The organism is Streptomyces sp. NPDC048434 (assembly GCF_043200375.1).
In the GTDB taxonomy this organism is placed as follows: domain Bacteria; phylum Actinomycetota; class Actinomycetes; order Streptomycetales; family Streptomycetaceae; genus Streptomyces.
Genome location: NZ_JBICXQ010000029.1, coordinates 79,334 through 104,777 on the forward strand (window position 1 = coordinate 79,334; position 25,444 = coordinate 104,777).

Genomic DNA, 25,444 nt, shown 5'->3' on the forward strand with positions numbered 1-25,444 from the left:
GGGGGGCGCGGCGTTTATTCCGGGGCCCGGGGGCCGCGGGATCAGCTCTCGGGACGCTGCTCCTCGGGGGCTTCCGCCTTTTCCGTGGAGACGGTGGCGGTCGTGGTCACCGAGCCGTTGGCCGGGGTCAGCTCCCGCGGCGAGAGCACCGGCGGGCGGCTGGAAGGCGTACGACGCGAGGAGCCGGTCCACGCCGGGCGGGCCGGGCGCTTGACCACGTGCTTGAAGAGCTCGGCGATCTCCTCCTTGTTGAGGGTCTCCTTCTCCAGCAGCGTCAGCACCAGGTTGTCCAGCACATCGCGGTTCTCGACCAGGATCTCCCACGCCTCGTTGTGCGCGGTCTCGATGAGCCTCTTGACTTCCTCATCGACCAGCGCGGCGACCTCTTCCGAGTAGTCGCGCTGGTGACCCATCTCACGGCCCAGGAAGGGCTCGGCGTTGTCGGTGCCGAACTTGATCGCGCCGAGCCGCTCGGTCATGCCGTATTGCGTGACCATCGCGCGGGCCGTGGCCGTGGCCTTCTCGATGTCGTTCGCGGCGCCCGTGGTCGGGTCGTGGAAGACCAGTTCCTCCGCCGCGCGGCCGCCCAGCATGTACGCCAGCTGGTCGAGCATCTCGTTGCGGGTGGTGGAGTACCTGTCCTCGTCGGGCAGGACCATGGTGTAGCCCAGCGCCCGTCCGCGGGACAGGATCGTGATCTTGTGTACCGGGTCGGAGTTCGGTGAGGCCGCCGCGACCAGGGCGTGTCCGCCCTCGTGGTACGCGGTGATCTTCTTCTCCTTCTCGGACATGATCCGGGTCCGCTTCTGCGGGCCGGCCACGACGCGGTCGATCGCCTCGTCCAGGAAGTGGTTGCTGATCAGCTTCTCGTCGCTCCGGGCCGTCAGCAGCGCGGCCTCGTTGAGCACGTTGGACAGATCGGCACCGGTGAAGCCGGGGGTGCGCTTGGCGACGGCCGAGAGGTCGACGTCCGGCGTGACCGGCTTGCCCTTCTGGTGGACCTTGAGGATTTCGAGACGGCCCTGCAGGTCCGGACGGTCGACGGCGATCTGCCGGTCGAAACGGCCGGGGCGCAGCAGCGCCGGGTCGAGGATGTCCGGACGGTTCGTGGCGGCGATCAGGATCACGCCGCCCTTCACGTCGAAGCCGTCCATCTCGACCAGGAGCTGGTTCAGGGTCTGCTCGCGCTCGTCGTGGCCACCGCCCAGGCCCGCACCGCGGTGCCGGCCGACGGCGTCGATCTCGTCGACGAAGACGATCGCCGGGGCGTTCGCCTTGGCCTGCTCGAAGAGGTCACGGACACGGGAGGCACCGACACCGACGAACATCTCGACGAAGTCGGAGCCGGAGATCGAGTAGAACGGGACGCCCGCCTCGCCGGCGACGGCGCGTGCGAGCAGCGTCTTGCCCGTTCCGGGCGGGCCGTACAGCAGCACGCCCTTCGGGATCTTGGCGCCGACGGCCTGGAACTTCGCCGGCTCCTGGAGGAACTCCTTGATCTCGTGGAGCTCCTCGACGGCCTCGTCCGACCCCGCGACGTCCGAGAACGTCGTCTTGGGGGTGTCCTTGGTGATGAGCTTCGCCTTCGACTTCCCGAAGTTCATCACCCGGGAGCCGCCGCCCTGCATCTGATTCATCAGGAACAGGAAGACGACCACGATGAGGACGAAGGGGAGCAGCGAAAGCAGCACACCGACGAACGGGTTCTGCTTCGACGGGGAGACGGTGTACCCGTCCTTGATCTCGCCGGTCTGGTATTTGGCCTGCAGGTTCTTGGCCACGTCGACGCCTTGGTCGCCGATGTAGCTCGCCTGGAGCTTGTTCGAGCCCTCAATCTTGTTGGAGCCCGACAGCTCGATCTTGATCTTGTTCTCGTCACCGGTCGTCAGCTCGGCGGATTTCACCTTGTTGTCAGCGATCGCCTTGACGACCTGACCGGTGTCCACCGTCTTGTAGCCGCCGGACGAGCCGACGACCTGCATCAACACGACCACGGCGAGGACGGCCAGCACGATCCACATGACCGGCCCACGGAAGTATCGCTTCACGTCCATCCATACGGAGCCGCTAAGGCCCCGTCCCTCCTGCCACAGTGAGGCACAACGCCCTTGGGAGGGCTGGTCGTGCGTACGGTGTATTACTGGCCCGAAAAAGAACTGCCTTCGGACGGTACCCCAGCATTGTCACCCGGCGCCTGCGCCGAGGGTGAACATGCAGCCGAGGATTCCGTTCTCCCTGCTCCAACGGCGGGAAGCCCCGAAGGGTTCCCGCCGGCCCGCAGGGAGCCGGTCCGAGCCCCGTCCGGCCACGTCGGCCGGACGGGCGCGGGGAGCGCCCTCAGCCGCCGTAGACGTGCGGCGCGAGAGTACCGACGAACGGCAGATTGCGGTACTTCTCCGCGAAGTCGAGGCCGTATCCCACCACGAATTCGTTGGGGATGTCGAAGCCGATCCACTTCACATCGATGGCGACCTTGGCCGCGTCCGGCTTGCGCAGCAGCGTGCAGACCTCCAGCGAGGCCGGCTCCCGCGAGCCGAGGTTCGACAGCAGCCACGACAGCGTCAGGCCGGAGTCGATGATGTCCTCGACGATCAGAACGTGCTTGCCCTTGATGTCGGTGTCGAGATCCTTGAGGATCCGGACCACGCCGGAGGACTGGGTGCCCGCGCCGTACGACGACACGGCCATCCAGTCCATCGTGACGGGGGTGGACAGCGCGCGCGCCAGGTCCGCCATGACCATCACGGCGCCCTTGAGGACACCGACGATGAGCAGGTCCTTGCCCGCGTACTCCGCGTCGATCTTCGCGGCCAGATCAGCCAGCTTCGTGTCGATCTCTTGCTTGCTGATGAGTACCGACTGAAGGTCGGAACCCATGTCCTTGTCGTCCACCCGTGCCACTCTCGCTCTGTTCGGTGTTCGCGTCAGTCGTGAGACTTCGGATGCGGGGCAGCGTCTGCGGCTCAGCCCTGCCGAATCACCAGTCTGCCACCCTGCCGTCGCACACCTACGCGCCCGGGGAGGTTGATGGCCCCCTGCCCCCTCCAGGCCGTGATCAGGCGGTCCACTTCCTCGATGTGGCGGGCGAAGAGCGAACCGGCCGGTGAGCCGGCGCCGATGACGGCCCGGCGCAGCACCCGGCGGCGTACCGCGGGAGGCAGGGCGAAGAGGGCCGCGATGTCGAGGGTGCCGGTGTCGTCGAGGACCGTGTCCTCCGCGTCGGCGGCCCAGGCGTCCAGGGCGTCGGCGTCGTCGCGGGAGAGCTGGGCGGTACGGGCCAGCGCCTCGACGACGCCCTTGCCGAGCGCCTTCTCCAATGCGGGCAGGCCCTCGTGGCGGAGCCGTGAGCGGGTGTAGGCGGGGTCGGCGTTGTGCGGGTCGTCCCAGACGGGCAGCGACTGGATCAGGCAGGCCTTGCGGGCGGTCTGGCGGTCCACGTCGAGGAAGGGCCGGCGGTAGCGGCCGTCCCTGCCGCTGGTCGCGGCCATACCGGAGAGCGAGCGGGTCCCGGATCCGCGGGCGAGACCGAGCAGCACCGTTTCCGCCTGGTCGTCGCGGGTGTGGCCGAGGAGGACCGCGGTGGCGCCGTGGCGCTCCGCGATGGTGTCCAGGGCGGCGTAACGGGCGTCGCGGGCGGCGGCTTCCGGCCCACCCACCCGTCGCCCCCCACCACCCCGGTACGAGGCGCCGTGCGCCACCCGATGGGATTCGCCCACGTGGACGGCGACGACCTCGACCGGGTCCAGCCGCAGGCCCCGCAGCCGCAGGGCGACCTCGGCGGCGCGGAGGTCCGAGCCCTCCTGGAGGCCGTGGTCGATGGTGACGCCCCCGGCGCGGACGCCGAGCTTGGGGGCCTCGAAGGCGAGAGCGGAGGCGAGCGCCATCGAGTCGGCGCCGCCGGAGCAGGCGACGAGCACGAGCGGGGGCTCGTGCCGGTCCTGCGCGCAGTGGTGGGTGAGGACGTCGTGGAGTACGCGGCGGACCGCCAGGCGTATCGCGGCGACCGCTGGATGGGGACCCATGTCCGTTTCCAATCGTTCAGCTGGGGAGCCTCGGGCCGGTGAGGGCAACTTCGTCACACAGAGTGCCTAGATGGTGACAGAGGCGAGCGGTTCCCCGAGCATTGCACGCCTATCCATCCGTAACGGTCCCTCAGACGGGTGATTGAAGGGGCGCGCTACTGCCACCCGGCGTGCCCAGCTCACGCCGTTCGCTTACGGTGCCCCGTCCGCCTTGCGGTGCACCCGCGCGATCCAGTCCGCCGGTTTGGCGATCTCTTGTTTGGTCGGGAGGGTGTTCGGCGACGTCCAGACGCGGTTGAAGCCGTCCATGCCGGCCTCCTCGACGACCGCGCTGACGAACCGCTCACCGTCGCGGTACTGCCGCAGCTTGGCGTCCAGGCCGAGCAGCTTGCGCAGCGCCTGGTCCAGCCGCCCGGCGCCGCTGGCCCGGCGCTTCTGGAACTTCTCCCGGATCTCGGCGACCGACGGCACGACATCGGGCCCCACGCCGTCCATCACGTAGTCGGCGTGGCCCTCCAGCAGGGACATCACCGCGGTCAGCCGGCCGAGGATCTCGCGCTGCGCGGGCGTCTGGACGAGGTCGACGAGGGAGCGGCTGCCCTCGTCCTCACCCTCCTCGCCCTCGGGCTTGGCGCCGGCCAGCGACTGGGCGGCCTCGCGCAGCCGCTCCAGAAGGGTGCCCGGATCGATGTCCGTCTCGCCGAGGAACGCCTGGATCTCACCCTCGATGTGGTCCCGCAGCCACGGAACGGCGGTGAACTGGGTGCGGTGGGTCTCCTCGTGGAGGCACACCCACAGCCGGAAGTCGTGCGGTTCCACCTCCAGTTCGCGCTCCACGTGCACGATGTTCGGCGCGACGAGCAGCAGCCGGCCGCCCTGTGCCGCGGCCGGCAGATCCCGGGAGGCCGGTGCGAAGGTCTCGTACTGGCCGAGGACCCGCGAGGCCAGGAACGACAGCAGCATGCCCAGCTCGACGCCGGTCACCTTGCCGCCCACCGCGCCGAGCACCGCGCCGCCGGGCACCGCCGAGCGGCGGTCCTCCATCTTGGCCAGCAGCGGCTTGAGCACGGCCCGGAACCCGGCGACGTTCGCCTTGATCCAGCCGGGCCGGTCCACGACGAGGACCGGCGTGTCATGCGGCGCGTCGCCCGTCGCGTCGGGCTGTGCCATCCGCGTGAAGGCACGGACGTGCGCCTCGGAGGACTTGGCGTGCTTGCGCAGCTCGGCGACGATCGCGCGCGCCTCGTCCCGGCTCACCTCCGGCCCCGGCCGCACGAAACGGGTCGCGGTCGCGACCGCGAGATTCCAGTCGACCATCTCGGTTCCACCGATGCTCGTCATGAGTTCACCGTACGTGGGCGCTCCGCTGTGGGGTAGCGGACCACGTTTTTGGCTTTCCCGCCGTGGTGCCGGCGCACCGTGGCGCCCGCGGCGGACCGGTCCGCCGCGGGGGGCCGTGGGTGCGGTGTCGGGCCTTGCCGGGTCTAGCGGCAGCCGCAGTTGGCCACCGCTGAGGCGAGTTTGTCGAGGGCGTTCTGGGCGCCCTGGGGGTCGGAGGTGCCGGTGGTCATGAAGGAGAAGACGAGGAGCCGGCCGTCGGCGTCGACGACGCTGCCGGCCAGGGTGTTCACGCCGGTGAGGGTGCCCGTTTTGGCCCGTACGGCGCCGGCGCCGGCGCTCTCCCCCCGGTAGCGGTTGCTGAGGGTGCCGGTGAAGGCGGCCACCGGCAGGCCGGTGACGACGGGGCGCAGCGCGGGCCGGTCGGGCGACGAGGCCTGCAGCAGGAGGTGGGAGAGCAGGGCGGCGCTGACCTTGTCGTCGCGGTCGAGGCCGCTGCCGTCCTCGAAGACGGCGCCGGACAAGGGCAGGTGCTGCCGTTCGAGGGCGGTGTGTACGGCCTTTCCGGCGCCGGCGAAGCTGGCCGGCTGCCGCGCGGCCAGGGCGGTCTGGCGGGCCAGGGCCTCGGCGATGTCGTTGTCGCTGTAGGTGAGCATCCGCTCGACGAGCGCGGACAGCGGCAGGGAGCGGACGGTGGCGATCCGGTCGGGCTTCTTGGGGGCCTTGGCGCCGGCGGGGTCGCCGTCGACGGTGATGCCGCGCTCGTGGAGCAGCCCGGCGAAGGTGCGGGCCGCGGCGTGGGCCGGGTCGGTGTCGCGGGGGGCGGTGCCGTGCTCGGAGTCGTCGAGGCGCGCCTCGTCGGTCATCAGGGCGGTGACGGGGGCGATGTTCTCGTTCGGGCCGATGGGGTGCTCGACGGGGCCCGCGTACGCGCCGGTGTCGTAGCCGAGGCTGACCTTGGTGGTGTGGCGCTGCTTGAGGGTGCGGGCGGTGGCGTCGGCGAGGGCGCGCAGATTCGCGGGCTGTTCCTCGGCGCCCGGCCGCGGGGCGCGGGCGGTGAGGGTGGGGTCGCCGCCGCCGACCAGGATGATGCGGTTCTTGCCGCCCATGACGACGGTCGTGTCGATGCGGTGGTCGGGTCCGAGCGCGGAGAGCGCGGCGACGGCGGTGGCGAGCTTGACGGTGGAGGCGGGGGTGGCGGCCGTGCCCTGGCGCTCGCCGAAGACCTCGCGGCCCGCGGCGACGTCCAGGACGGAGGCCGTGCGCAACGGGCCGAGCGCCGGGTCCTTCAACAGCGGTGCGAGCGCGTCGGCCAGCCCGGCGTCGGTGGGCACGGGGGCCGCGCCACGGCCCGCGGCGCCGTGCACCACACCGCCGAGCGCGGGCAGCACGGGCGGGGCGCTGGGTGCCGGACCGGGGTCGGCGGCGTGATGCTCACCACTGGCACCGTCCATCGAGCCCGCCTCCGCGCGCTCGGCCGTACGCTGACCCGAGTCCCACGGTCCGGCCGCCGCCACCGCGGCGAGCGCGACCGCCAGGCCGGTGGCTGCCGATACCGCCGTCAGCCGCCAGGTCTGCTGGGTATGGCGCGGTGTGGCCTGCCAGGCCTGCCGCGCGGCATCGACCGCTGTCTGCGCAGACCGGACCGCCACGTGCGTCGCCGCCCGCGCGGACCGCTCCGCCGACTGCCATCTGACCTGCCACTTTCCGGTCTCCGGCACCTCGGACCAGCCCCTTTCGCCACCACACACCTGCGTGGGGGACACTTAATCACCAGACGTATGTGTTGATCATGGAGGAGCCACCCGTGGAGTTCGACGTCACCATCGAGATCCCGAAGGGTTCGCGGAACAAGTACGAGGTGGACCACGAGACCGGTCGGATCCGCCTGGACCGTCGACTCTTCACCTCGACCAGCTACCCGGCCGACTACGGCTTTGTCGAGAACACCCTGGGCGAGGACGGCGACCCGCTCGACGCCCTGGTCATCCTGGACGAGCCGACCTTCCCCGGCTGCCTCATCAAGTGCCGCGCCATCGGCATGTTCCGGATGACGGACGAGGCCGGCGGCGACGACAAGCTGCTGTGCGTACCGGCGTCCGACCCGCGTGTGGAGCACCTGCGGGACATCCACCACGTATCGGAGTTCGACCGCCTGGAGATCCAGCACTTCTTCGAGGTCTACAAGGACCTGGAGCCCGGCAAGTCCGTCGAGGGCGCCAACTGGGTCGGCCGCACCGAGGCCGAGGCCGAGATCGAGGCCTCGTACAAGCGCCTTGAGGCACAGGGCGGCAAGCACTGACGCAGTCGTGCCGTTCCGGCGTGCGGCGGGGGATTTCTGACCGCGACGCGCCGGGGTCTGCGCGCTGATTTTCTTACGCGAACGGGCGGCACCCGGTTGGGTTGCCGCCCGTTGTGCGTGTCGGGGGCGGGCCGCCAGGTGTCGCGGTCCCGCGCTGATCCGAAAGCCGCGGCTAGAAGCCGCGGGTGCGCTTGGCGGCGCGACGGCCGGTGCCGGCCTCCTGGAGGCCGGGCGCCCGCAGGAACAGCCGCGCGACCTCGGCGCCGAGGTTGACCCCCACCGCGATGGCCAGCGCCAGCGAGACGGCCTGGACCAGGGACGTGAGGCCCTGCGGCAGATGCCCCTGGGCGAAGTTGAGCAGGCCGAAGTACGTGGCACTACCGGGCAGCAGCGGGCCGATGGCCGCGGTGACGTACGGCAACGCGGACGCATAGCGGTAACGCGAGAGCAACTGGCCGAAGAGGCCGACCAGTCCGGCCGCGATCGCGGTGGCGGGCACGGGGTTCATTCCGACGACGTAGGCGAGCGCGCCGTACACGACCCAGGCGACGCCACCGTTCAAGGTCGCAAAGGCCACGGTGTTGCGTTCCTGCTGGAGCAGCACGCAGAACGCCAGCGCCAGCAGCATGGACGCGACGATCTGCACCAGCGGCTCGTTGTACACCCCCAGCGTCTCCTCGGGGTTGAGCCGACGGAGGCCGGGGTTCAGCTGAAGACCGATGTAGAGCACGCTGAGCACGCCGACGACGATGCCGACGATGAGGTAGCCGACCTCCAGCAGACGGGCGGCGGCGGTGATGTAGTAGCCGGTCAGCCCGTCGTGGACGCCGGCGACCAGTGCCCGCCCCGGGATCAGCGCGAACAGGCCACCGGTGATCACCGCGGACGCCTGCACATTGGCGTGCGCCAGACCGAAGGCGACGCCCACCGCGGCGGGCGGCATCGCGGCGACCACGAACTGGTAGAACTCCGGCAGCCCGCGCGCGGACGCGAGCCAGGCCAGCCGGTCGCCGAGCATCGAGCCCACCGCGGCCGCGACGAACACCAGCAGCCCGCCGCCGACCAGCATGGAGGCGGCACCGGACAGCAGCCCGGAGGCCACCGTCAGCGCCCAGCTCGGGTAGGGGTGGCGGTTACGGCGGATCTCGGCGAGGCCGCGGTAGGCCTCTTCGAGGGTGATGCCCTCGGACGCGATCTCGTCGACGAGCCGGAAGACCGCGGAGAGCCGGTTGTAGTCGACGCCGCGGCGCCGCACCGTCCGGCTGGCCGTGACCGGGTCGTCGACCAGCGACGGCTGGTAGGAGATCGACAGCAGCGTGAAGGTGACGGTCGGCTCGACGCGCTGCAGCCCGTAGGCGTGCGCGACGCCGAACATCGCGGCCTCGACGTCCTCCGCGCCCTCACCACCGGCGAGCAGGATCTCCCCGATACGCAGCGTCAGGTCGAGCACGCGGGGTACGGCCGGTCCGGTCTCGTCGTCGGCCCGCTCGGAGCGCTCGGGGACCGGCCGCTCCCCCACCGGCATCCGGAGCATCGTCCGCATCCGGTCCTGCCAGGGAGCCTCCTTGGTGAGGCGGACGGCAGGGATGCCGTGCGGCGGGGTGAAGGCGTAGCTCAGGGCGGTGGAGCCGGCGGGCATCGGGGTCTGGCCGGTGGTGCTGCTGGGGCGCGCGAACGCCGAGCCCTCCTGTTCGGCCGCGGTTTCCGGGCGCAGGCCGGAAGGCAGCGCGAACTCCGAGGTGGGGTGCTCGTCCTCGGGGAGCGGCGGATAGGGCACGCCCAGCGGCGGGGTGAAGGCGCTGTGCGCCTCGTCCGGATGTGGCTTGCGCTCCTCGGAACCGGTCTGGTCCGAGGATCCGCTGCTGCTGCCACTGCCGCTCGTGCCGCGCTGGCCGCGTTGTGGGTCCGACGCCACGGGTCTTCGCTCTCCTCGTAAGCCTCCTGACGGATGACAAGGACACGATGCCTGATGAGGGTGGACCGCGCGTGCTCGGGGGCGACGTTTTCGGCTACCGGTTCGTAGGCACTGTGCCGGTGGAGCACGCTGTCGGCGGCCCCGCCGTGGCGCCTGCGGCGGGCGGTCGGCCGCCGGGGTGTGGGGGCGGCGACGGGCCGGGGGCTCTCGCCCGGTCGTCAGCGCTTGGCGTGGCGGCCGCGGCGGGTGTCGGGGGCGGCGCCGTGGGGACGGTCGGCAGGACGGACCGGGGCGGGCTCGTTCTTGGCCTTGCCGCGGGCGCGGAGGTACTCGATGGCGATCGGTACGACGGAGATCAGCACGATCGCGATCAGGATCAGCTCGATGTGCTTGTGGACGAACGCGATGTTCCCCAGCGAGGCGCCGAGCAGCGTGACACCGGCGCCCCACAGTGCGCCGCCGATGAGGTTGAAGGTGAGGAAGGAGCGGTAGTTCATCCGGCTCACACCGGCGATGATCGGCGTGAAGGTCCGCACGATCGGCACGAAGCGGGCCAGGATCAGCGACTTGGGGCCGTGCTTCTCGAAGAAGGCATGCGCCTTCTCGACGTTCTCCTGCTTGAAGAGGCGCGAGTCGGGGCGCTTGAAGAGCGAGGGGCCGACCTTGCGGCCGAAGAGATACCCCGCCTGGTCACCGAGGACGGCAGCCAGGACGACCAGGGAGCACACCATCCACAGCGGCGAGTCCAGCTTGTTCGTCGTCACCAGCAGACCGGTGGTGAACAGCAGCGAGTCGCCCGGCAGGAAGAAGCCGATCAGCAGGCCGGACTCCGCGAAGACGATGAACAGGACGCCGGCCAGGCCGAAGGTCGCGATCAGAAAGTCCGGGTCCAGCCACTGGGGGCCGAGCGCGAGAGTATTCACAGGGTGAAGGCTCCTGGGTCGAGGGCGCCGGATCGTGCGGTGCGACGAGGGAAGCGACGAGGGTGCAGGCGCAGGTGCGGCCCAAAACTATCAACGCCGGGTGACTCCCCTTGGTTCCAGGCGGGCCCTGGGGCCCCACCCGAGCGCCCCCGACCGCTGGCCGCGCCCGGAGGGCCGGGTGATGCTGGCCGCAAGGAGGTGCGCGCGATGGGCATCGAGGAGTACGGCGGCGGACAGCATGCGCAGTCCGACGTCCTGGTGGTGACGACCAACGACGTCCCGGGGTTTCACGTGGAACGGGTCATCGGCGAGGTCTTCGGCCTGACCGTGCGCTCGCGCCACCTCGGCAGCCAGATCGGCGCGGGCCTGAAGTCGATGATCGGCGGCGAGCTGCGCGGCCTGACCAAGACCCTGGTCGAGACCCGTAACCAGGCGATGGAACGGCTGGTGGAGCAGGCCCGCTCGCGCGGTGCGAATGCGGTGCTGATGTTCCGCTTCGATGTCACGGAGGCCGCGGACGTGGGCACCGAGGTGTGCGCCTACGGGACGGCCGTGGTGCTCTCTCCGCAGGGCTGAGCGCCTGGCCGGGCGTGCGGAGGGCGGCGCTCCGGCCGGTGCCGAGCAGGCCGTACGGGCCGGGGGCGCGCTTCCCCGGCCCGTACGGATCACAGGTGGCGGACGGCGTTGGCCAGCATCGCGTCGCGCAGGTAGACGGCCAGGCCGGGCCTGATGGCCTCGTAGGTGGCGGTGAACCGCTCGTCCGCGACGTACATCTCGCCGAGTCCGCTGTGGATCTCGTAGGTGCAGTCGTAGTACGCCCCGCTGATGAACCGCCGGTGCTGCTCCGCGACATCCATGGCCGCCTCGGAGTCCGCCGGCACCTCCCGCGCGAGCAGGTCCGCCATCGCGCGGTGGAGGGCGTCGAACTCCGCCGTCAGCCGCTTCCAGTCGTCCTTGGTGTACGCGGCCGCCCTGCGCTGCGACTCCTTGTAGGCGTCCGTGCCGCCCCAGCGCTCCTCGGCCTCCGCGGCGTGGTCTTCGGGGTCGAAGTCCCCGAAGACCTCGAACTTCTCTTCCGGTGTGAGCCGTACCTTCATCCTGCGTGCCTCCATCGCGTGTTCGACGGCGGCGGCCATCTCCTCAAGTCTGCCGATCCGCCCGGTCAGCAGGTCGTGCTGGCGCCGCAGATGTTCCTGCGGATCCGCGTGCGGGTCGTCCAGGAGGACCGCGACCTCGTCGAGCGGAAACCCGAGCTCCCGGTAGAACAGGATCTGCTGCAGCCGGTCCAGGTCGTCCTCGCCGTAGCGCCGGTGACCTGCGTGGTTGCGCTCGCCGGGCAGCAGCAGCCCGATCTCGTCGTAGTGGTGCAAGGTGCGCACCGTGACCCCGGCGAAGGCGGCGACCTGCCCTACCGCGTAGCTCATATCCGCTCCCTTCTCGGTGCGCCCTCCACGATGTGTCCTCACGTCACGTGAGGTGCAAGTCCGCATCATGAAAAGCCGGTGAGGCGGCGGACGCGGGGATGAGATCCTGCCGCACATGCTGGGGATAACGGATCTGTCCACGTATCTGGTGGGGCTCGCACTGATCATTCTGCTGCCGGGCCCGAATTCGCTGTACGTCGTCTCGGTGGCGGCCCGGCGCGGCCCGCGGGTCGCCTACCGGGCGGCGGCCGGTGTGCTGTGCGGTGACACGGTGCTGATGACGCTGTCGGCCGGCGGGGTGGCCTCGCTGCTGCAGACCAGCCCGGTGCTGTTCGCCGTCGTGAAGTTCGCCGGCGCGGGCTATCTGACGTGGCTGGCGGTCGGGATGCTGCGCGGCGCCTGGGCGCTGTGGCGCGGCCGGGAGGCACGGAGGGCCGAGCGGCGGGGCGAGGCCCCCGAGGCGCCGAAGGAGACGGTGGAGCGGCCGTACCGCAGGGCGCTGGTGGTCAGCCTGCTCAACCCCAAGGCGATTCTGTTCTTCATCTCCTTCTTCGTGCAGTTCGTCGACCCGTCCTATGCCCATCCGGTGCTGTCGTTCCTGACGCTGGGTGCCTGGGCGCAGCTGTTCAGCTTCACGTATCTGTCGGTCCTGATCTTCAGCGGGACGTTTCTGGCGGCGACCTTCCGGCGCCGCAAGCGGCTGACGGCCGGGCTGTCCGCGGGCGCGGGCGCGGCCTTCCTCGGCTTCGCCGCGAAGCTGTCGCTGGCCACCACGAGCTGAGCCGGCGCCGGGCGGGCAGGCCCGGCTCCACTGCGCAGACGCGGATACGGGCGGGTGGCGGTCCTCCGGGACGGCCGCCCGCCCCTTGCGCTTCCACTGGGTGAACCCTGGAGGCCACGCACCCCTTATGCCCTTATTGTCGGGTTCCAGGAGGTGCCCATGCCCGTGCATGACGTGAAGGTCGCCGTCATCTACTACTCCTCGACCGGCACCATCGCCGAGCTCGCCCGGCGGATCGCGGACGCCGCCGAGCACGCCGGAGCCGATGTGCGACTGCGCCGGACCGCGGAACTCGCCCCGCAGACCGCGATCGACGCCAACCCGGCATGGGCGGCGAACGCCGCGGCCACCGCCGACATCATGGAGGCCACCCACGAGGACATGCTCTGGGCGGACGCGGTGATCTTCGGGACCCCCACCCGCTTCGGGAATGTGACCTCGCAGCTCAAGCAGTACATCGACACCCTGGGCGGCCTCTGGCGGCAGGGCAAACTGGCCGACAAGGTCTACAGCGGCTTCACCGCGAGTGCCACCAAGCACGGCGGCCAGGAGTCCACCCTGCTCGCGCTCTACCACACCGTCCACCATTTCGGCGGCATCCTCGTGACACCGGGCTACACCGAGCCGGCGAAGTTCACCGACGGCAATCCCTACGGCACCTCCCACGTCGGCGGCCCGGACACCCCGCTCGACGACGAGGCACGCACCGCGGCCCGCATCCAGGCCGAGCGCGTAGTGAAATTCACGAAGGCCATCAAACACGGCCTTTCACCGGCCAGTTGACGGGTAGTGGCGACAGATGACTCTGCACAAAGGCGCATCGGCATCCGACCGTAAGCACATCGGGCACCCGGTCAACCCTTTCTACGGCGAGGCCGACCCGGTCGCCGGCATGGAGACCTCGCCACCGCGGCACACCCTGCCCGACGGTCCCATCTCCCCGCACACCGCCTATCAGTTCGTGCACGACGAGCTGATGCTGGACGGCAACTCCCGGCTGAACCTGGCGACGTTCGTCACGACCTGGATGGAGCCGCAGGCCGGCGTGCTGATGGCGGAGTGCCGGGACAAGAACATGATCGACAAGGACGAGTACCCGCGCACCGCCGAACTGGAGAGGCGGTGTGTGGCGATGCTCGCCCACTTGTGGCACGCCCCCGATCCGTCGGCCGCCATCGGCTGCTCCACCACCGGGTCGAGCGAGGCCTGCATGCTCGCCGGCATGGCCCTCAAGCGGCGCTGGATGCGGCGGAACAAGGACCGGTATCCGGACCGGGCCCGGCCCAACCTCGTCATGGGGGCCAACGTCCAGGTCTGCTGGGAGAAGTTCTGCAACTTCTGGGAGGTCGAGGCACGCATGGTCCCGATGGAGGGCGACCGCTTCCATCTGGATGCGGACTCCGCCGCCGGGCTGTGCGACGAGAACACCATCGGCGTGGTGGCGATCCTCGGCTCGACGTTCGACGGGTCGTACGAGCCGGTGTCCGAGATCTGCGCGGCGCTCGACGAGATCCAGAAGCAGCAGGGCTGGGACATCCCGGTCCATGTGGACGGCGCGTCCGGCGCCATGATCGCCCCGTTCCTCGACCCGGAGCTGGTCTGGGACTTCCGGCTGCCGCGGGTCGCCTCCATCAACACCTCGGGGCACAAATACGGCCTGGTCTACCCGGGCGTCGGCTGGGCTCTGTGGCGCGATGGGGAGGCGCTGCCCGAGGAGCTGGTCTTCCGCGTCAACTACCTGGGCGGCGATATGCCGACCTTCGCGCTCAACTTCTCCCGGCCCGGCGCCCAGGTCGTCGCGCAGTACTACACGTTTCTGAGGCTCGGCCGGGCCGGCTTCCGCGCCGTACAGCAGGCGACCCGCGACGTGGCCCGTTCGATGGCCGAACGGATCAGCGCGCTGGGCGACTTCAGCATGCTGACCCACGGCGACCAGCTGCCGGTCTTCGCCTTCACGACCGCGGACGACGTCACCGCCTTCGACGTCTTCGACGTCTCCCGGCGGATGAAGGAGCGCGGCTGGCTGATCCCCGCCTACACCTTCCCCCCGAAACGCGAGGACCTGTCCGTCCTGCGGGTGGTCTGCCGCAACGGCTTCTCCATGGACCTCGCCGACCTGTTCCTCACCGACCTGGAAAAGCTGCTGCCCGAACTCCGCGAACAGGCGGAGCCGTTGCAGCGCCCGGCGAACGTCGCGACGGCGTTCCACCACTAGCCGCGGCGGAAACCGCTCCGCCGCGAAGGCGCGAGGACCCCCCGTTCAGTCAAACGTGATCAAGAGGTCTTTTTCGCGACGCCGCCACCACCCGTGCGCCCGGAATCCCCGTCGCCCTCAGGGCCCTCTTCCCCCTCAGGGTCCGCTCCCCCCTCAGGGTCTCCTTCCCCCCCAGCCCCCACGCCCTCCTCGGAGCCCACACCCTTCGTCGCGTACGGGTTCTCCTGCCCCTCGGTGAGTACGCCGACGAACGGCTCCCCCTCGCCGGCGAAGACATACGCCCCGCCCTCGATCCGCTCGATCAGCCCCCGTGTCCATGCGGCGCCGCTGTCCGCGGAGTGCACCCACATATTCATGATCTCGCCGATATGGCCGAGCTGTTCGGGTCCTTCCTCGGGCGTGTAGTACTCGGTGACCGTGCTCCGCCACTCCTCCAGCGCCCGCACCCGCTCCTTGAGCAGCGCCACCGCCTCGGCCCGCGGCAGATCGACGACCAGGCCGAGGGCCGCGCTGAGCATGTCGACCTTCTGGTCGTACTGGGCGAGCGCCGCGCGCAGCAGCGCAAAGTACTCCGCCTCGCCCGCCGCGGTCAGCTCGTACTCGGTACGCGGCGGACCGCCGGCGGTGCTGGGCGCGATGTCATGGGCGTGCAGCAGCCCTTGCTTGGCCATCTGCTTGAGCGCGTGGTAGATCGAGCCGGGCTTGGCGTTGGACCACTCATGGGCGCCCCAGTACTCCAGGTCGTTGCGCACCTGATAGCCGTGCGCCCGGCCGTGCTGCCGCACGGCGCCCAGTACCAACAGCCGGATCGCCGACATCGTCTCCTCATCCCTCACCCGCCCTTGCCGTCAGCCTAGAGCGCGGCGGCCGGGCCCCGCGCTCACCCCTGCTGCACCTTTTGCTCCTCGTCGACCAGCGCAAAGGCCGTCCGGCCGTCCAGGGACTCACGGAGGATGTCGGCGTGGCCGGCGTGCCGGGCCGTCTCCTCGATCAGGTGCAGCACCAGCCAGCGCATCGACTGGCGGGCCTCCGGCGGGTACCACGGCGCCACGGGCAGCGGGAAGGTGTCGTTCAGGCTCGGCACGGAGCGGATGAACTCCTCCGTACGCCGCGCGACCCCGTCCCAGAACACCAGCACCTCCGCCAGGCTCTCGCCGTCCGCGAGCCGGAAGCTCAGGTGCCAGTTCTCGGCGGTCCGCTCGATGGAGTGCCGCCGTTGCTGCGCGGTCTCGACCCAGGTCTGCTCGGTCTCCGCGACATGCTTGACCAGCCCGGCCAGCGACAGCTCGCCGGCGCTGGGGCGCCGGGCCGCCTGCTCGTCGGTCAGCCCCAGGACCGCCCGCCGGAGCCCGCCGCGCTGGGCCTCCAGGAAGGCCAGCAGCGCGCCGGCCTCGTCACCGTGGGCCTCGGCAAGAACGTGAGTGGGCATGAGAGCCGCCTTTCGTGAACATCCTCGGCGGCCGGCCGTTCGCCGTCCGCCTTTCGACATCACTCAAGGTAGGAGCCCTTGCGGTCAGCTTCTGTCCGCAACCCGCGGGCGGTCGCTCTCGACCCCCTCGTTCCTCAGAACGGGAACTGCGAGCGCCCGTGCTGGATGGAGATCCACTTGGTCGTGGTGAAGGCCTCCACCATCGCGTCGCCGTTGAGCCGCCCCACCCCGGAGCTCTTCGCGCCGCCGAAGGGCACGATCGGCTCATCGTGCACCGTGGCGTCGTTGACGTGGAACATCCCGGTCTCGATGCACTTGGCGAAGCGCACACCGCGCTCGATGTCGGCGGTGTGCACGGCACCGCTGAGCCCGTACGGCGTCGAGTTGGTGAGCCGCACCGCCTCGTCGTCACCGTCGAACGGCACCAGCACCACGACGGGCCCGAAGATCTCCTGCTGCAGCAGCGGGGAGTCTTCCGGCAGCCCGCTCAGCACGCTCGGTGCCACCAGCGTGCCCCGGGTCTCGCCGTGGAGGAGCGCCGAGGCACCGTCGGCGACCGCGCGGTCCACCAGCGAGGTGATCGCTTCGGCCTGCCCCTCGTTGATCAGCGGGCCGATATGGGTCTGCGGGTCGGTGGGGTCGCCCACCTTCAGGGCCGCGACCCTGGCGACGAACTTCTCGGTGAACTCCCGCTCCACCGCGCGGTCCACGAGCACCCGGTTGGCGGCCATACAGACCTGGCCCTGGTGGACGAAGCGGCTGAAGACGGCGGCGTCCACCGCATAGTCGATATCGGCGTCGTCGAGGACGACCAGTGCGCTGTTGCCGCCCAGTTCCAGCACGGAGTGCTTGAAGTGGGCGGCGGCGACCGTCGCGACATGCCGGCCGACCTTCTCGGAGCCGGTGAAGGAGATGGTCTTGGGCACCGGGTGCTCGATGAGCGCATCACCGATCTCGGCGATATCGGTGACCACGACGTTGAGCAGCCCCGCCGGCAGCCCCGCCTCCTCGAAGATCTTGGCGACCAGGCCGCCGCCGCACACCGGAGTGTTCTGGTGCGGCTTGAGGACGACGGCATTGCCGAGCGCCAGGGCCGGCGCGACGGACTTGAGCGACAGCAGGAAGGGGAAGTTGAAAGGACTGATGACACCGACGACACCGACCGGCAGCCGGTAGAGACGGTTCTCCTTGCCATCGATGGGCGAGGGCAGAATGCGGCCCTCGGCGCGCAGCGCGAGCTGTATCGCCTCGCGCAGGAATTCCCTGGCCAGATGCAGCTCGAAGCCCACCTTGACGACCGTGCCGCCGACCTCGGCGGCGATCGTCTCGGCCAGCTCCGCCTCACGGTCGTCGATGATCCGCAGCACGCGCTCGAAGACGAGCCGCCGGGTGTACGGATTGGTGGCGCCCCACGCCCGCTGTGCGCGCTCGGCGGCACGGTAGGCCTGGTCGATCTCCTCGACCGTGGCGACGGGTATGGAGGTCAGCTTCTCCCCGTTATAAGGATTGAAGTCGACGATGTCCCATGAGCCGCTGCCGGACCGCCACTCGCCGTCGATGAACTGATACGCCAACTCGTCGAAGTAGGACATGCCATCCCGATCTGGAGAACAGGGCGCTCAGGGCGCCGCATTGGGGGGTGCTGACTCCTGATGGTGCGCCATCCTACCGATGCGTCACATCAGTTGGAGCAGACCGCGCAACAGGTCCCTGGTCTCGGCCGGATTCGGCCCTTCTTCCTGGAGGCGGTCCATCACCCGCGCGTACTGCGCCACCTCTTCGGGCTTGTCCACATAGAGGGCGCTCGTCAGCTGCTCCAGATAGACGACGTCCGGCAGACCCGACTCCTGGAAGCCGAGCATGGTGAAGGCTCCGCTCTCGCCGGCATGCCCGCCCAGGCTGAACGGCATCACCTGCAGCCGCACATTCGGTCTTTCGGACACCTCGATCAGATGCTTCATCTGCTCGCGCATGACCGACCGTTCGCCGTACGGGCGACGCAGGGCGGCCTCGTCCAGCACACAGTGGAATTGCGCCGACCGCTCGGTCACCAGCAGCTTCTGGCGCTCCATACGCAGCGCGACACGGCGCTCGATCTCGGCGGGCCCGGCATCCGGCATGCCACGTCTGACGACGGCCTGTGCATAGCTCTCGGTCTGCAACAGCCCGTGCACGAACTGGACTTCGTAGACCCGGAGCAGCGAAGTGGCTCCTTCCAGACCGACATACGTCTGGAACCAGCCGGGCAGCACATCGGTGTAGCTGTGCCACCAGCCGGCGACATTCGCCTCGCGCGCCAGGGACAGCAGTGCCTCGCGCTCCTGCACGTCACCGACCCCGTACAGCGTGAGCAGGTCCTCCACATCCCGTGCCTTGAAGCTCACGCGGCCCAACTCCATGCGGCTGATCTTCGATTCGGACGCACGGATCGAGTAGCCGGCCGCCTCACGGGTTATCCCGCGCGATTCACGCAGCCGACGGAGCTGCGACCCGAGCAGGATCCGCCGCACCACCGACCCGCTCGACTCACTTGCGGACACCTCTCAGACCCTCCTGTGACCCCACCCTGTCCAACAGTGGGCCGCAGTCTGCCACGTTCGGGCTTCGTTGAGTGCTCATCCGGTTACTGATATGTGAGGCTCCGGCCGGCCGTCCCCATGAAGCCGCAGGAAGAATTCCGAAGGAATCGGTCTACTCCGGTGCAACCCCGGCACGTGCACGTGCATCTGCCCTTGCATCTGTCCCGCGCATTGGGAACCATAGGCGTCGCACGCATGCACGCTCGTGAAAGATCCGCCAGATCCGGCTGACCGGCCAGGATCATGACGTCCGCGAACGCCAGGAGTGCCTCGCATGGGGACCAAGGTTTTGACCATGCTCGAGCCGTTATGGCAGGGCTTTCCTCCCGTCGACCCCTTGGCTGTCTCCGGCTCCGCTTCCCGCACGCTCCCGGCGCGCTATGAATCGGTGCGCTGTGCACGTGCGTTCACCCGCGAGACCCTGCAGGGCTGGGAGCTGGACGATCTCTTCGACTCGGTCGCCCTGGTGGTCTCCGAGCTCGTCACCAATGCCCTGCGGCACGCGATCCTGGCCGCTCCGGAGCACCCCGACGCCGCCCCGCCCGCCCGGCTGCATCTGATGCGCTGGTCCTCCCGGCTGATCTGCGCCGTACGGGACCCGAGCGATGATTCACCGGTCGCCGGCGAGGCGGACTCCGCCGCGGAGTCGGGCCGGGGGCTGCATCTCGTGGATTCCTTCAGCGACAGCTGGGGCTGGCATCCGCTGGCCGGTGCCGCACACGGCAAGATCGTGTGGGCCCTCTTCCGGCTGCCGTAGCCGCTTCCTCACGCCGGGCGCACCGTCACCTACGGGCGCCCGGTTGCCGTGTGCGGACGCCGCGCCGCCCCCGCGGCCGGCACCCCCTACGGCCGCCCGGACACCCCCGGGCACTCAGTCCCGTACGAGATGGTCGAACTCCCCGTCCTTGATGCCGAGCAGCATCGCCCGGACCTCGGCCGGTGTGTAGACGAGCGCGGGACCGTCCGGGAAGCGGGAGTTGCGTACCGCGATGTCACCCCCGGGCAGCTTGGCGAACTCCACGCAGGAGCCCTGGGAGTTGCTGTGCCTGCTCTTCTGCCATGCCACATCGTGGAGATCCGTGGCGGCCATGCCGTTGTATGCGTGGAGCACAGGGGTCTCCCGGTGATAAATGGTGTCAACTGCCCGGGAGCATAGCTGCGTTCTCATGCGGATGCATGCGCAGATGCACGTGCACGACAGCGGGTGCAGAGGCAGTCACAGCTCGTCGAGCACCCTGGCCGAGCCCTCCCTCACCGTCGGCCGCCGCCCGTCACCCCTGGTGAGGTGCGCCCTGTACCCGGTACGGATCACCAGGGCCGAAACCCTCACAGCCGAGGAAGAGACGTACGCCAGGCCCTGCGGGTTCCAGGATCCGGGCGGGCGTCCGACGGCGCGCCTGCCGGACGGCGTTCGTCACCCGTGGAGATGCCGGAGGTCCCCTGCGTCTCACACGCAAGGGACCTCCGCCCGCCACCGGACGGCACCCGTCACCAGGAGGCGACCGTCACCGTGACGCGTACGGGAGCAGCGCCATCTCCCATGCGTTCTTGATCGCCCGGGAGAGCTGCCGCTGCTGCTGTACGTGCTGAAGGGGGCGCACTGAAGGGGACGTGCTGACGTATACGCGTCGATCGACCGGCTCCGTACGGACGGACGGGCGGACGCGGTCCCTCACGACACGGGGTCGAGGAGGGCGTCGAAGGCGGGCGACAGGCTCTTCCAGGCCGACCGGCCGCCCGCGTACTCGGCGTCGGTGAGCACACAGGACTCCAGCAGGGACGCGAGGTCTTCGCGGTCCAGGTCCGGCGAGGTGAAGACCAGATGCTGGGCGCGGTCCCCGTGCTCGGGGTGCCAGTCCAGCGCGGCGGCGGCCCGGCGCATCGGCGGCACCATCTCCCAGGCGGCGTCCGGCAGCGAGGCCAGCCACGGCCCGGCGTTCTCCACGCACAGCGCCCCGCCGGCCGCGTCCCACGACAGCAGGGTGTCCGGGCGGTCGGCCAGCCAGAACCGGCCCCGGCTGCGCACGGCCGCACAGGTCAGGTCCTCCAGTGCGCGGTAGAGCCGCTCGGGGTGGAAGGGCCGGGTGTGCTGCCACACGAGCGTGCCGACGCCCTCCGCATCGGCCTCCTGCGGCAGCAGCGCACAGGCCGGGTGCTGGCGTGCCGCGGCCGCCGCCACATCGAAACCGGCCGTCGCCGAGGCCGCCAACTCCCCTGATTCCACGGGGACCTGGTGTGCCATCGGATGCAGCTGGGCGAGCAGCGCGAGGTCGGCCGGCTCCGCCTCCTCCTCCCCCGTGGCGAGCGCCAGCACCGGCGCGTACTCCAGCTGCCGCGCCCAGGTGTCGGCGACCGTGCGCTGGTCGGAGGCCGCGGCCGCGAGACCGGCCTCCGCGAGGTCGTCGCCGCAGCCGAGGTAGGGCAGCAGCAGCGCCGGGTCGACGGCGGTGATCACCCCGGTCAGCGCGAAATTCTCACTCCCGCATGCGGTGACCACCTCGGCCATCGCCTTGGGCTCGACCGAGTCCCACAGCTCGACGACGGCCAGCCGGCAGGTGCGTCCGGCGGCCAGCCGCTCCAGCTCGGGCACCAGGTCCTCGCGCAGCGCACAGCAGGCGCAGTCGTTGACCAGCGGCGCCGAACCGGTGTCGAGGGTGCCGCCCGCGTCGCGGACCGTGCGCCGCACGGTGCCCTCGGCGGCGGAGGCGAGGTCGTGGTGGAGGGCGACGCTGCCGGGGACGGTCCGCAGCAGCCGCTCGACGGCGGCCCGCCGCGCCTCCGCGTGCAGGCCGCCCACCAGGACGACAGGGAGCCGCTCCATCAGCGGGCCCCGCGCGTGCCGTAGCGGCGCTCGAACCGCTCGACGCGGCCCGCGGTGTCCAACACCCGGGCGGTGCCCGTGTAGAAGGGGTGGCTCGCCGCGGAGATCTCGACGTCGATGACGGGATAGGTGTTGCCGTCCTCCCACGCGACCGTCTTCTCGCTGGTGGCGGTCGAACGGGTCAGGAAGGCGAAGTCAGCGGCCCGGTCGCGGAAGACGACCGGCCCGTAGACGGGGTGGATTCCAGGCTTCACGGTGCTCAGCGCTCCTCTCGGAAGGTGGCGTGCCGGCCGGCCACCGGGTCGAACTTGCGCAGTTCCAGGCGGTCGGGGTCGTTACGGCGGTTCTTGCGGGTCACGTAGGTGTAGCCGGTGCCGGCGGTGGACCGGAGCTTGACGACCGGGCGTAGTTCGTTGCGGGCCATGTGGTTAGTATACGGAAATGGTTTCCATTTTCAATAGGCTCTCACCAGGGGCTCCGACCGAAAGGACCGCACCATGTCCGCCCACTGCCAGCTGACCGGCCGCACGCCGGGCTTCGGCAACGCCGTCTCCCACTCGCACCGCCGCACCCCGCGCCGCTTCGACCCCAACGTCCAGCGCAAGCGCTACTGGCTGCAGGGCGAGGGCCGGCACATCCGGCTCACGCTGAGCGCGAAGGGAATCAAGACCGTGGACACGATCGGCGTCGAGGCGGCCGTCGCCCGTATCCGCGCCCGGGGGGAGAAGGTCTGATGGCCAAGCAGAGCAAGATCGCCAAGAACGAGAAGCGCCGCGCGACCGTCGCCCGCTACGCGGCCCGGCGCACCCTCCTCAAGGCCGTCCTCCGCAGCTCGCACACACCGCAGGAGGAGCGCACCGCCGCCCGGCGTGAGCTCTCCCGCCAGCCGCGGGACGCCAGCGCCACCCGGGTGCGCAACCGCGACAGCATCGACGGGCGCCCGCGCGGCCACTTCCGCGCCTTCGGCCTGTCCCGCGTACGGCTGCGCGAGCAGGCGCACGCGGGCCATCTGCCGGGCGTCCGCAAGTCGAGCTGGTAACCACGCCGCCGGCCGTCCGGCCCTCCCGACGAAAGCGAGCGCGCGCATGCTCCGCAACGCCTTCGAGCCCTGGCATCTGATCCTGATCATCGCGGTGCTCGTGCTGCTCTTCGGCTCGAAGAAGCTGCCCGACATGGCGCGCGGCCTGGGCCGCTCGATGCGCATCCTCAAGTCCGAGGCCAAGGCCCTCAAGGGCGACGAACCGCCCCGGGCACCCCGTCCGGAGTCCGCCGCCCGTCACTGAGGCCGGGCTGCCGGCCCCTCAGTGGTCGCCGCCCTCGTCGATCAGCCGCCGCACCTCGCGGTCGATCAGCCCCAGCCGGGCCTCGGCGACCAGCGGCACCACACGGCGCTGCCGCCGCGCCTCGGCGAGATCGATCTCGACGGTGACCAGCGCGGGCTCCCACTTGGGCGCCTGCGCCACGACCGTGCCGCGCGGGTCCACCACCCGCGAGCCGCCCCAGAACGTCGCGCCGTGCTCATTGCCCACGCGGTTGACGAAGACCACCCAGCACTGCAGCATCCGCGCCGTATAGGACAGCAGCGTGTCCCAGTACAGGCCGGTGTCCATCGCCTCCGGATCCAGGCTCGCCGCGCTGTTCGTCGGGACGAACAGCACCTCGGCGCCGTCCTGCACCGCCAGCCACGGCACCGTCGGCTGCCAGGCGTCGTTGCACACCAGCGTCGCGCCCCGGCCGCCGCTCTTGGCCCGCTTCAGCTCGTACGCGCGCAGCGACTGCCCCGGACTGACGTGCTTGCGCTCCTCCCAGGCCAGGTAGTTGGGGAGGTACAGCTTGCGGTGGGCGTGCACCAGCGCGCCGGCCGAGTAGTGCGCCGCGGTGTTGTACGCCCGCAGGCTGGTGTGCTCATGGAAGCCGACCAGCACATCGGGGCCGAGGGTGCTGAGCTCCAGCAGCCGGGGATCGCTCGCCGCGATGGACTCATCGCGTTTGAGCGCGCCCAAGTGGTAGCCGTGCAGGCTCAGTTCGGGAAAGACGACAAGATCCGCATCCTGCGCCGCCGCCTGCTCGATCTGCTCGCGTGCGGTATCGAGGTTCTCCGCCACCTCGCCCAGCACACAGTCCGTCTGCGCCAGCGCAATGAGCATGGCCCCACCTCATCGACCCATCACCTTTGCGGCTTTCACCCCAATTTTGCCAGAGGCTGCAGCGAGCGGCACGGCCCCGCGGCGCTTCCGGTTCCGTCCCACTTCAAACACCCGGAAGACGGGTCCCCACCAACGAGCGAAAGAACGATCCTTCCCGTGCCGGACACGGTCTTCACGCGTTGATCCGCACGATCCGTCGTACGACCCGCCGGGCGGCTTCCAGCCGCAGCGCCGCCCGGCGGCACGGGTACGACGGCCCGCGGTCGAGTCGTCCGGCGATGCCGGCAGCAGGCTCGACCGGGCGGCCCAGGCCGAGCGGCCCGCCGGACCCGCTCGGCCGGCCGCCGATCCCGCTGCCCGGGCCGCGCCCGGCCCTCCGTAAGCGGCCCGCGCTCATCTACGGCGCGTCCGGGTACGCCGCAGCAGCAGCGCCCCGCCCACCAGCAGCCCACCGCCCACACCGGCCACCACACCCAGCTCGCCGGGCCCGGTGGACGCCAGCAGCGCGGAGCCCGCCGACGCCCCGGCCCGCGCCACCGCTCCCACCCGCGCCTCGCGCGCGGGCTGCGGCGCAGGAGCCGCCCCGGGATCGTCGGTGGACTTCCGGGCGTGCTTCGGCGGCGTCTTGGCACGGTGCGCCACCGGCGGCTCCACCCGGTGCGGGGCCGCGTGCTGCGGGGCCGCCTCCGGAGCCGGCCGGCGCGCCACCGGGGGCGGCGGGGCGGCGCCCAGCGGCTGCCGGGCGGCCGCTGCAGGTGCCGCACCGTTCCCGCAGGCATTGCCCATGGCCGGGTTGAGCGCCGCGCCCCCGCCGACCGAGTTGCCACACGCGTTGACCGGGGTGTCCACGGTCACCTGGATGTTGTTCCCGGACAGCACCCCGGGAGAGTTCGTCGCACCGCCCCCGGCGCCGGCATCCGCGTACGCCACGCCGCCGCCCGCACCGAGCACGCCCGACGCCGCCGCGACGAACACACACGTCTTCAGGCTCTGTCGCATCTCTCGTCCCTCCTCTTCAGTCGTTGCGTACGGGCCGCCGCCCGCACCCCCCGTTCTGCTCGTACGACCGGGCGGTCGGCAGCGCATACGCGGCGCCGACCGCCCGGAAACACAAGCGGTGGAACGGCCGAGGCCGTTGGCCGTCAGCTGTTGCCGACACCGTTCCCGGAGAGGACCGGAATGCCGTCGATGATGTGCGACAGCGCCTCGTCACCCTTGGCCTGCGTCGAGTTCTCGGCGCACTGCTGGTTCTGCGGCGACGACAGCACGTTGATGTCCTGCGCCAGGACCGGGGCAAAGGCCTGAAGGTCCAGCTTGCCCAGACCGACGCACAGCTGGTTGAGCGAGCCCTGGACGAGCCCGAGCTGGGTGCTCAGATCGCCGCGCGTGGTGGAGTTGCCGTAGACCGACGCCGCCCCGTTTCCGTTGACCGTGCTGGTGCCCCTCTGGTCACCGATCGCCATGGCCTGCGGAGCGGCCGCAGCAGAAATACCGACCAGCGACGCCGCCACAGCCGCGCCCGCCATCATCTTCTTCATCACGCAAACC

General features: G+C 70.5%; 27 protein-coding genes and 1 pseudogene. 9 read left to right on the top strand and 19 right to left on the bottom strand.

The features are described 5' to 3' along the window. Positions 1–41: 41 nt before the first annotated feature. From ftsH to dacB, 5 genes are all read right to left on the bottom strand, one after another. Entirely contained in the window at positions 42–2,054 is a 2,013-nt protein-coding gene (gene ftsH / locus ACGFWI_RS30070) for an ATP-dependent zinc metalloprotease FtsH (RefSeq protein ID WP_393909195.1), read from the bottom strand. Positions 2,055–2,337: 283 nt separating this feature from the next. After that, on the bottom strand, positions 2,338–2,877 hold the full coding sequence (gene hpt / locus ACGFWI_RS30075) for a hypoxanthine phosphoribosyltransferase (protein WP_393909250.1): 540 nt from the start codon (positions 2,875–2,877) through the stop codon (positions 2,338–2,340). An 86-nt stretch (positions 2,878–2,963) separates the two neighbouring features. Then, positions 2,964–4,022 (bottom strand): tRNA lysidine(34) synthetase TilS, encoded by a 1,059-nt coding sequence (gene tilS / locus ACGFWI_RS30080; protein WP_393909196.1) that lies wholly within the window; start codon positions 4,020–4,022, stop codon positions 2,964–2,966. A gap of 192 nt (positions 4,023–4,214) precedes the next feature. Then, positions 4,215–5,363, bottom strand: a complete 1,149-nt coding sequence (locus tag ACGFWI_RS30085; RefSeq protein WP_393909197.1) for a zinc-dependent metalloprotease — start codon at positions 5,361–5,363, stop codon at positions 4,215–4,217. 143 nt (positions 5,364–5,506) lie between these two features. Continuing rightward, complete coding sequence (dacB, locus tag ACGFWI_RS30090; RefSeq protein WP_393909198.1) at positions 5,507–7,081, bottom strand: D-alanyl-D-alanine carboxypeptidase/D-alanyl-D-alanine-endopeptidase; 1,575 nt, start codon at positions 7,079–7,081, stop codon at positions 5,507–5,509. Between the two features lie 86 nt (positions 7,082–7,167). Between dacB and ACGFWI_RS30095 the strand changes: the two genes are divergently transcribed. After that, positions 7,168–7,662 (top strand): inorganic diphosphatase, encoded by a 495-nt coding sequence (locus ACGFWI_RS30095; protein WP_030077125.1) that lies wholly within the window; start codon positions 7,168–7,170, stop codon positions 7,660–7,662. 172 nt (positions 7,663–7,834) lie between these two features. Here ACGFWI_RS30095 and ACGFWI_RS30100 read toward each other — a convergent pair whose 3' ends face one another. Both ACGFWI_RS30100 and ACGFWI_RS30105 read right to left on the bottom strand, forming a co-directional pair. Continuing rightward, positions 7,835–9,577 (bottom strand): threonine/serine exporter ThrE family protein, encoded by a 1,743-nt coding sequence (locus ACGFWI_RS30100; RefSeq protein ID WP_393909199.1) that lies wholly within the window; start codon positions 9,575–9,577, stop codon positions 7,835–7,837. 218 nt (positions 9,578–9,795) lie between these two features. Beyond that, a complete protein-coding gene (locus tag ACGFWI_RS30105) occupies positions 9,796–10,500 on the bottom strand; it encodes a DedA family protein (RefSeq protein WP_393909200.1) in 705 nt (234 codons plus the stop codon). 207 nt (positions 10,501–10,707) lie between these two features. On the opposite strand from ACGFWI_RS30105, the gene ACGFWI_RS30110 reads away from it, so the two are divergent. Continuing rightward, the gene (locus ACGFWI_RS30110; RefSeq protein ID WP_088799183.1) at positions 10,708–11,076 is read left to right on the top strand and encodes a YbjQ family protein; all 369 of its coding nucleotides are present in this window, start codon (positions 10,708–10,710) and stop codon (positions 11,074–11,076) included. A gap of 89 nt (positions 11,077–11,165) precedes the next feature. On the opposite strand, the gene ACGFWI_RS30115 is transcribed toward ACGFWI_RS30110, so the two are convergent. Beyond that, positions 11,166–11,924 carry a MerR family transcriptional regulator gene (locus ACGFWI_RS30115; protein WP_393909201.1) on the bottom strand — a complete coding sequence of 253 codons (759 nt, stop codon included), beginning with the start codon at positions 11,922–11,924 and terminating at the stop codon, positions 11,166–11,168. A gap of 115 nt (positions 11,925–12,039) precedes the next feature. Between ACGFWI_RS30115 and leuE the strand changes: the two genes are divergently transcribed. The 3 genes from leuE to ACGFWI_RS30130 all read left to right on the top strand — a co-directional run bounded on the left by leuE (position 12,040) and on the right by ACGFWI_RS30130 (position 14,920). After that, the gene (gene leuE, locus ACGFWI_RS30120) at positions 12,040–12,705 is read left to right on the top strand and encodes a leucine efflux protein LeuE (protein ID WP_393909202.1); all 666 of its coding nucleotides are present in this window, start codon (positions 12,040–12,042) and stop codon (positions 12,703–12,705) included. 159 nt (positions 12,706–12,864) lie between these two features. Beyond that, positions 12,865–13,488, top strand: coding sequence for an NAD(P)H:quinone oxidoreductase (wrbA, locus tag ACGFWI_RS30125; RefSeq protein WP_393909203.1), 624 nt, complete (start codon positions 12,865–12,867; stop codon positions 13,486–13,488). Between the two features lie 16 nt (positions 13,489–13,504). Then, positions 13,505–14,920, top strand: a complete 1,416-nt coding sequence (locus ACGFWI_RS30130) for a glutamate decarboxylase (RefSeq protein WP_393909204.1) — start codon at positions 13,505–13,507, stop codon at positions 14,918–14,920. Between the two features lie 206 nt (positions 14,921–15,126). Here the strand turns inward: ACGFWI_RS30130 and ACGFWI_RS30135 are convergent. From ACGFWI_RS30135 to ACGFWI_RS30150, 4 genes and pseudogenes are all read right to left on the bottom strand, one after another. Continuing rightward, positions 15,127–15,738: pseudogene (locus ACGFWI_RS30135) on the bottom strand (PadR family transcriptional regulator); the annotation flags it as partial. A gap of 62 nt (positions 15,739–15,800) precedes the next feature. Further along, positions 15,801–16,349, bottom strand: coding sequence for a DinB family protein (locus ACGFWI_RS30140; RefSeq protein WP_393909205.1), 549 nt, complete (start codon positions 16,347–16,349; stop codon positions 15,801–15,803). Positions 16,350–16,483: 134 nt separating this feature from the next. Next, positions 16,484–17,941: an aldehyde dehydrogenase family protein gene (locus ACGFWI_RS30145; RefSeq protein ID WP_393909206.1), complete on the bottom strand. Its 1,458-nt coding sequence runs from the start codon at positions 17,939–17,941 to the stop codon at positions 16,484–16,486. A gap of 84 nt (positions 17,942–18,025) precedes the next feature. Next, complete coding sequence (locus ACGFWI_RS30150; RefSeq protein ID WP_393909207.1) at positions 18,026–18,889, bottom strand: helix-turn-helix domain-containing protein; 864 nt, start codon at positions 18,887–18,889, stop codon at positions 18,026–18,028. A gap of 313 nt (positions 18,890–19,202) precedes the next feature. Between ACGFWI_RS30150 and ACGFWI_RS30155 the strand changes: the two genes are divergently transcribed. Then, entirely contained in the window at positions 19,203–19,685 is a 483-nt protein-coding gene (locus tag ACGFWI_RS30155) for an ATP-binding protein (RefSeq protein ID WP_393909208.1), read from the top strand. Positions 19,686–19,799: 114 nt separating this feature from the next. Here the strand turns inward: ACGFWI_RS30155 and ACGFWI_RS30160 are convergent, their stop codons facing one another. The 4 genes from ACGFWI_RS30160 to rpmG all read right to left on the bottom strand — a co-directional run bounded on the left by ACGFWI_RS30160 (position 19,800) and on the right by rpmG (position 22,173). Beyond that, the gene (locus ACGFWI_RS30160; RefSeq protein ID WP_393909209.1) at positions 19,800–20,039 is read right to left on the bottom strand and encodes a DUF397 domain-containing protein; all 240 of its coding nucleotides are present in this window, start codon (positions 20,037–20,039) and stop codon (positions 19,800–19,802) included. Positions 20,040–20,600: 561 nt separating this feature from the next. Further along, positions 20,601–21,749, bottom strand: coding sequence for a CobW family GTP-binding protein (locus tag ACGFWI_RS30165; protein ID WP_393909210.1), 1,149 nt, complete (start codon positions 21,747–21,749; stop codon positions 20,601–20,603). Beyond that, complete coding sequence (locus ACGFWI_RS30170; RefSeq protein WP_393909211.1) at positions 21,749–22,003, bottom strand: type B 50S ribosomal protein L31; 255 nt, start codon at positions 22,001–22,003, stop codon at positions 21,749–21,751. The genes ACGFWI_RS30165 and ACGFWI_RS30170 overlap by 1 nt, the downstream gene beginning before the upstream one ends. A gap of 5 nt (positions 22,004–22,008) precedes the next feature. Continuing rightward, positions 22,009–22,173: a 50S ribosomal protein L33 gene (rpmG, locus tag ACGFWI_RS30175; RefSeq protein WP_393909212.1), complete on the bottom strand. Its 165-nt coding sequence runs from the start codon at positions 22,171–22,173 to the stop codon at positions 22,009–22,011. 73 nt (positions 22,174–22,246) lie between these two features. Between rpmG and rpmB the strand changes: the two genes are divergently transcribed. From rpmB to tatA, 3 genes are read left to right on the top strand one after another with little or no spacing between them, the layout of a single operon-like run. Beyond that, positions 22,247–22,483 (top strand): 50S ribosomal protein L28, encoded by a 237-nt coding sequence (gene rpmB / locus ACGFWI_RS30180; RefSeq protein WP_393909213.1) that lies wholly within the window; start codon positions 22,247–22,249, stop codon positions 22,481–22,483. Next, positions 22,483–22,788 (top strand): 30S ribosomal protein S14, encoded by a 306-nt coding sequence (gene rpsN / locus ACGFWI_RS30185; protein ID WP_393909214.1) that lies wholly within the window; start codon positions 22,483–22,485, stop codon positions 22,786–22,788. The genes rpmB and rpsN overlap by 1 nt, the downstream gene beginning before the upstream one ends. Positions 22,789–22,834: 46 nt before the next feature. After that, positions 22,835–23,032, top strand: a complete 198-nt coding sequence (tatA, locus tag ACGFWI_RS30190; RefSeq protein WP_393909215.1) for a Sec-independent protein translocase subunit TatA — start codon at positions 22,835–22,837, stop codon at positions 23,030–23,032. A gap of 18 nt (positions 23,033–23,050) precedes the next feature. Here the strand turns inward: tatA and ACGFWI_RS30195 are convergent, their stop codons facing one another. From ACGFWI_RS30195 to ACGFWI_RS30205, 3 genes are all read right to left on the bottom strand, one after another. Beyond that, complete coding sequence (locus ACGFWI_RS30195; RefSeq protein ID WP_393909216.1) at positions 23,051–23,896, bottom strand: nitrilase-related carbon-nitrogen hydrolase; 846 nt, start codon at positions 23,894–23,896, stop codon at positions 23,051–23,053. Positions 23,897–24,289: 393 nt separating this feature from the next. After that, positions 24,290–24,895: a chaplin gene (locus ACGFWI_RS30200; protein ID WP_393909217.1), complete on the bottom strand. Its 606-nt coding sequence runs from the start codon at positions 24,893–24,895 to the stop codon at positions 24,290–24,292. 143 nt (positions 24,896–25,038) lie between these two features. After that, positions 25,039–25,434, bottom strand: a complete 396-nt coding sequence (locus ACGFWI_RS30205) for a rodlin (protein ID WP_393909251.1) — start codon at positions 25,432–25,434, stop codon at positions 25,039–25,041. Positions 25,435–25,444 lie beyond the last annotated feature (10 nt).

Coding starts and splice junctions, on each gene's coding strand:
- ftsH (WP_393909195.1), bottom strand. CDS start 2,054: ATGGACGTGAAGCGATACTTCCGTGGGCCGGTCATGTGGATCGTGCTG.
- hpt (WP_393909250.1), bottom strand. CDS start 2,877: ATGGGTTCCGACCTTCAGTCGGTACTCATCAGCAAGCAAGAGATCGAC.
- tilS (WP_393909196.1), bottom strand. CDS start 4,022: ATGGGTCCCCATCCAGCGGTCGCCGCGATACGCCTGGCGGTCCGCCGC.
- ACGFWI_RS30085 (WP_393909197.1), bottom strand. CDS start 5,363: ATGACGAGCATCGGTGGAACCGAGATGGTCGACTGGAATCTCGCGGTC.
- ACGFWI_RS30110 (WP_088799183.1), top strand. CDS start 10,708: ATGGGCATCGAGGAGTACGGCGGCGGACAGCATGCGCAGTCCGACGTC.
- ACGFWI_RS30115 (WP_393909201.1), bottom strand. CDS start 11,924: ATGAGCTACGCGGTAGGGCAGGTCGCCGCCTTCGCCGGGGTCACGGTG.
- leuE (WP_393909202.1), top strand. CDS start 12,040: ATGCTGGGGATAACGGATCTGTCCACGTATCTGGTGGGGCTCGCACTG.
- wrbA (WP_393909203.1), top strand. CDS start 12,865: ATGCCCGTGCATGACGTGAAGGTCGCCGTCATCTACTACTCCTCGACC.
- ACGFWI_RS30130 (WP_393909204.1), top strand. CDS start 13,505: ATGACTCTGCACAAAGGCGCATCGGCATCCGACCGTAAGCACATCGGG.
- ACGFWI_RS30140 (WP_393909205.1), bottom strand. CDS start 16,349: ATGCCCACTCACGTTCTTGCCGAGGCCCACGGTGACGAGGCCGGCGCG.
- ACGFWI_RS30145 (WP_393909206.1), bottom strand. CDS start 17,941: ATGTCCTACTTCGACGAGTTGGCGTATCAGTTCATCGACGGCGAGTGG.
- ACGFWI_RS30155 (WP_393909208.1), top strand. CDS start 19,203: ATGGGGACCAAGGTTTTGACCATGCTCGAGCCGTTATGGCAGGGCTTT.
- ACGFWI_RS30165 (WP_393909210.1), bottom strand. CDS start 21,749: ATGGAGCGGCTCCCTGTCGTCCTGGTGGGCGGCCTGCACGCGGAGGCG.
- rpmG (WP_393909212.1), bottom strand. CDS start 22,173: ATGGCCCGCAACGAACTACGCCCGGTCGTCAAGCTCCGGTCCACCGCC.
- rpmB (WP_393909213.1), top strand. CDS start 22,247: ATGTCCGCCCACTGCCAGCTGACCGGCCGCACGCCGGGCTTCGGCAAC.
- rpsN (WP_393909214.1), top strand. CDS start 22,483: ATGGCCAAGCAGAGCAAGATCGCCAAGAACGAGAAGCGCCGCGCGACC.
- tatA (WP_393909215.1), top strand. CDS start 22,835: ATGCTCCGCAACGCCTTCGAGCCCTGGCATCTGATCCTGATCATCGCG.
- ACGFWI_RS30195 (WP_393909216.1), bottom strand. CDS start 23,896: ATGCTCATTGCGCTGGCGCAGACGGACTGTGTGCTGGGCGAGGTGGCG.
- ACGFWI_RS30200 (WP_393909217.1), bottom strand. CDS start 24,895: ATGCGACAGAGCCTGAAGACGTGTGTGTTCGTCGCGGCGGCGTCGGGC.
- ACGFWI_RS30205 (WP_393909251.1), bottom strand. CDS start 25,434: ATGAAGAAGATGATGGCGGGCGCGGCTGTGGCGGCGTCGCTGGTCGGT.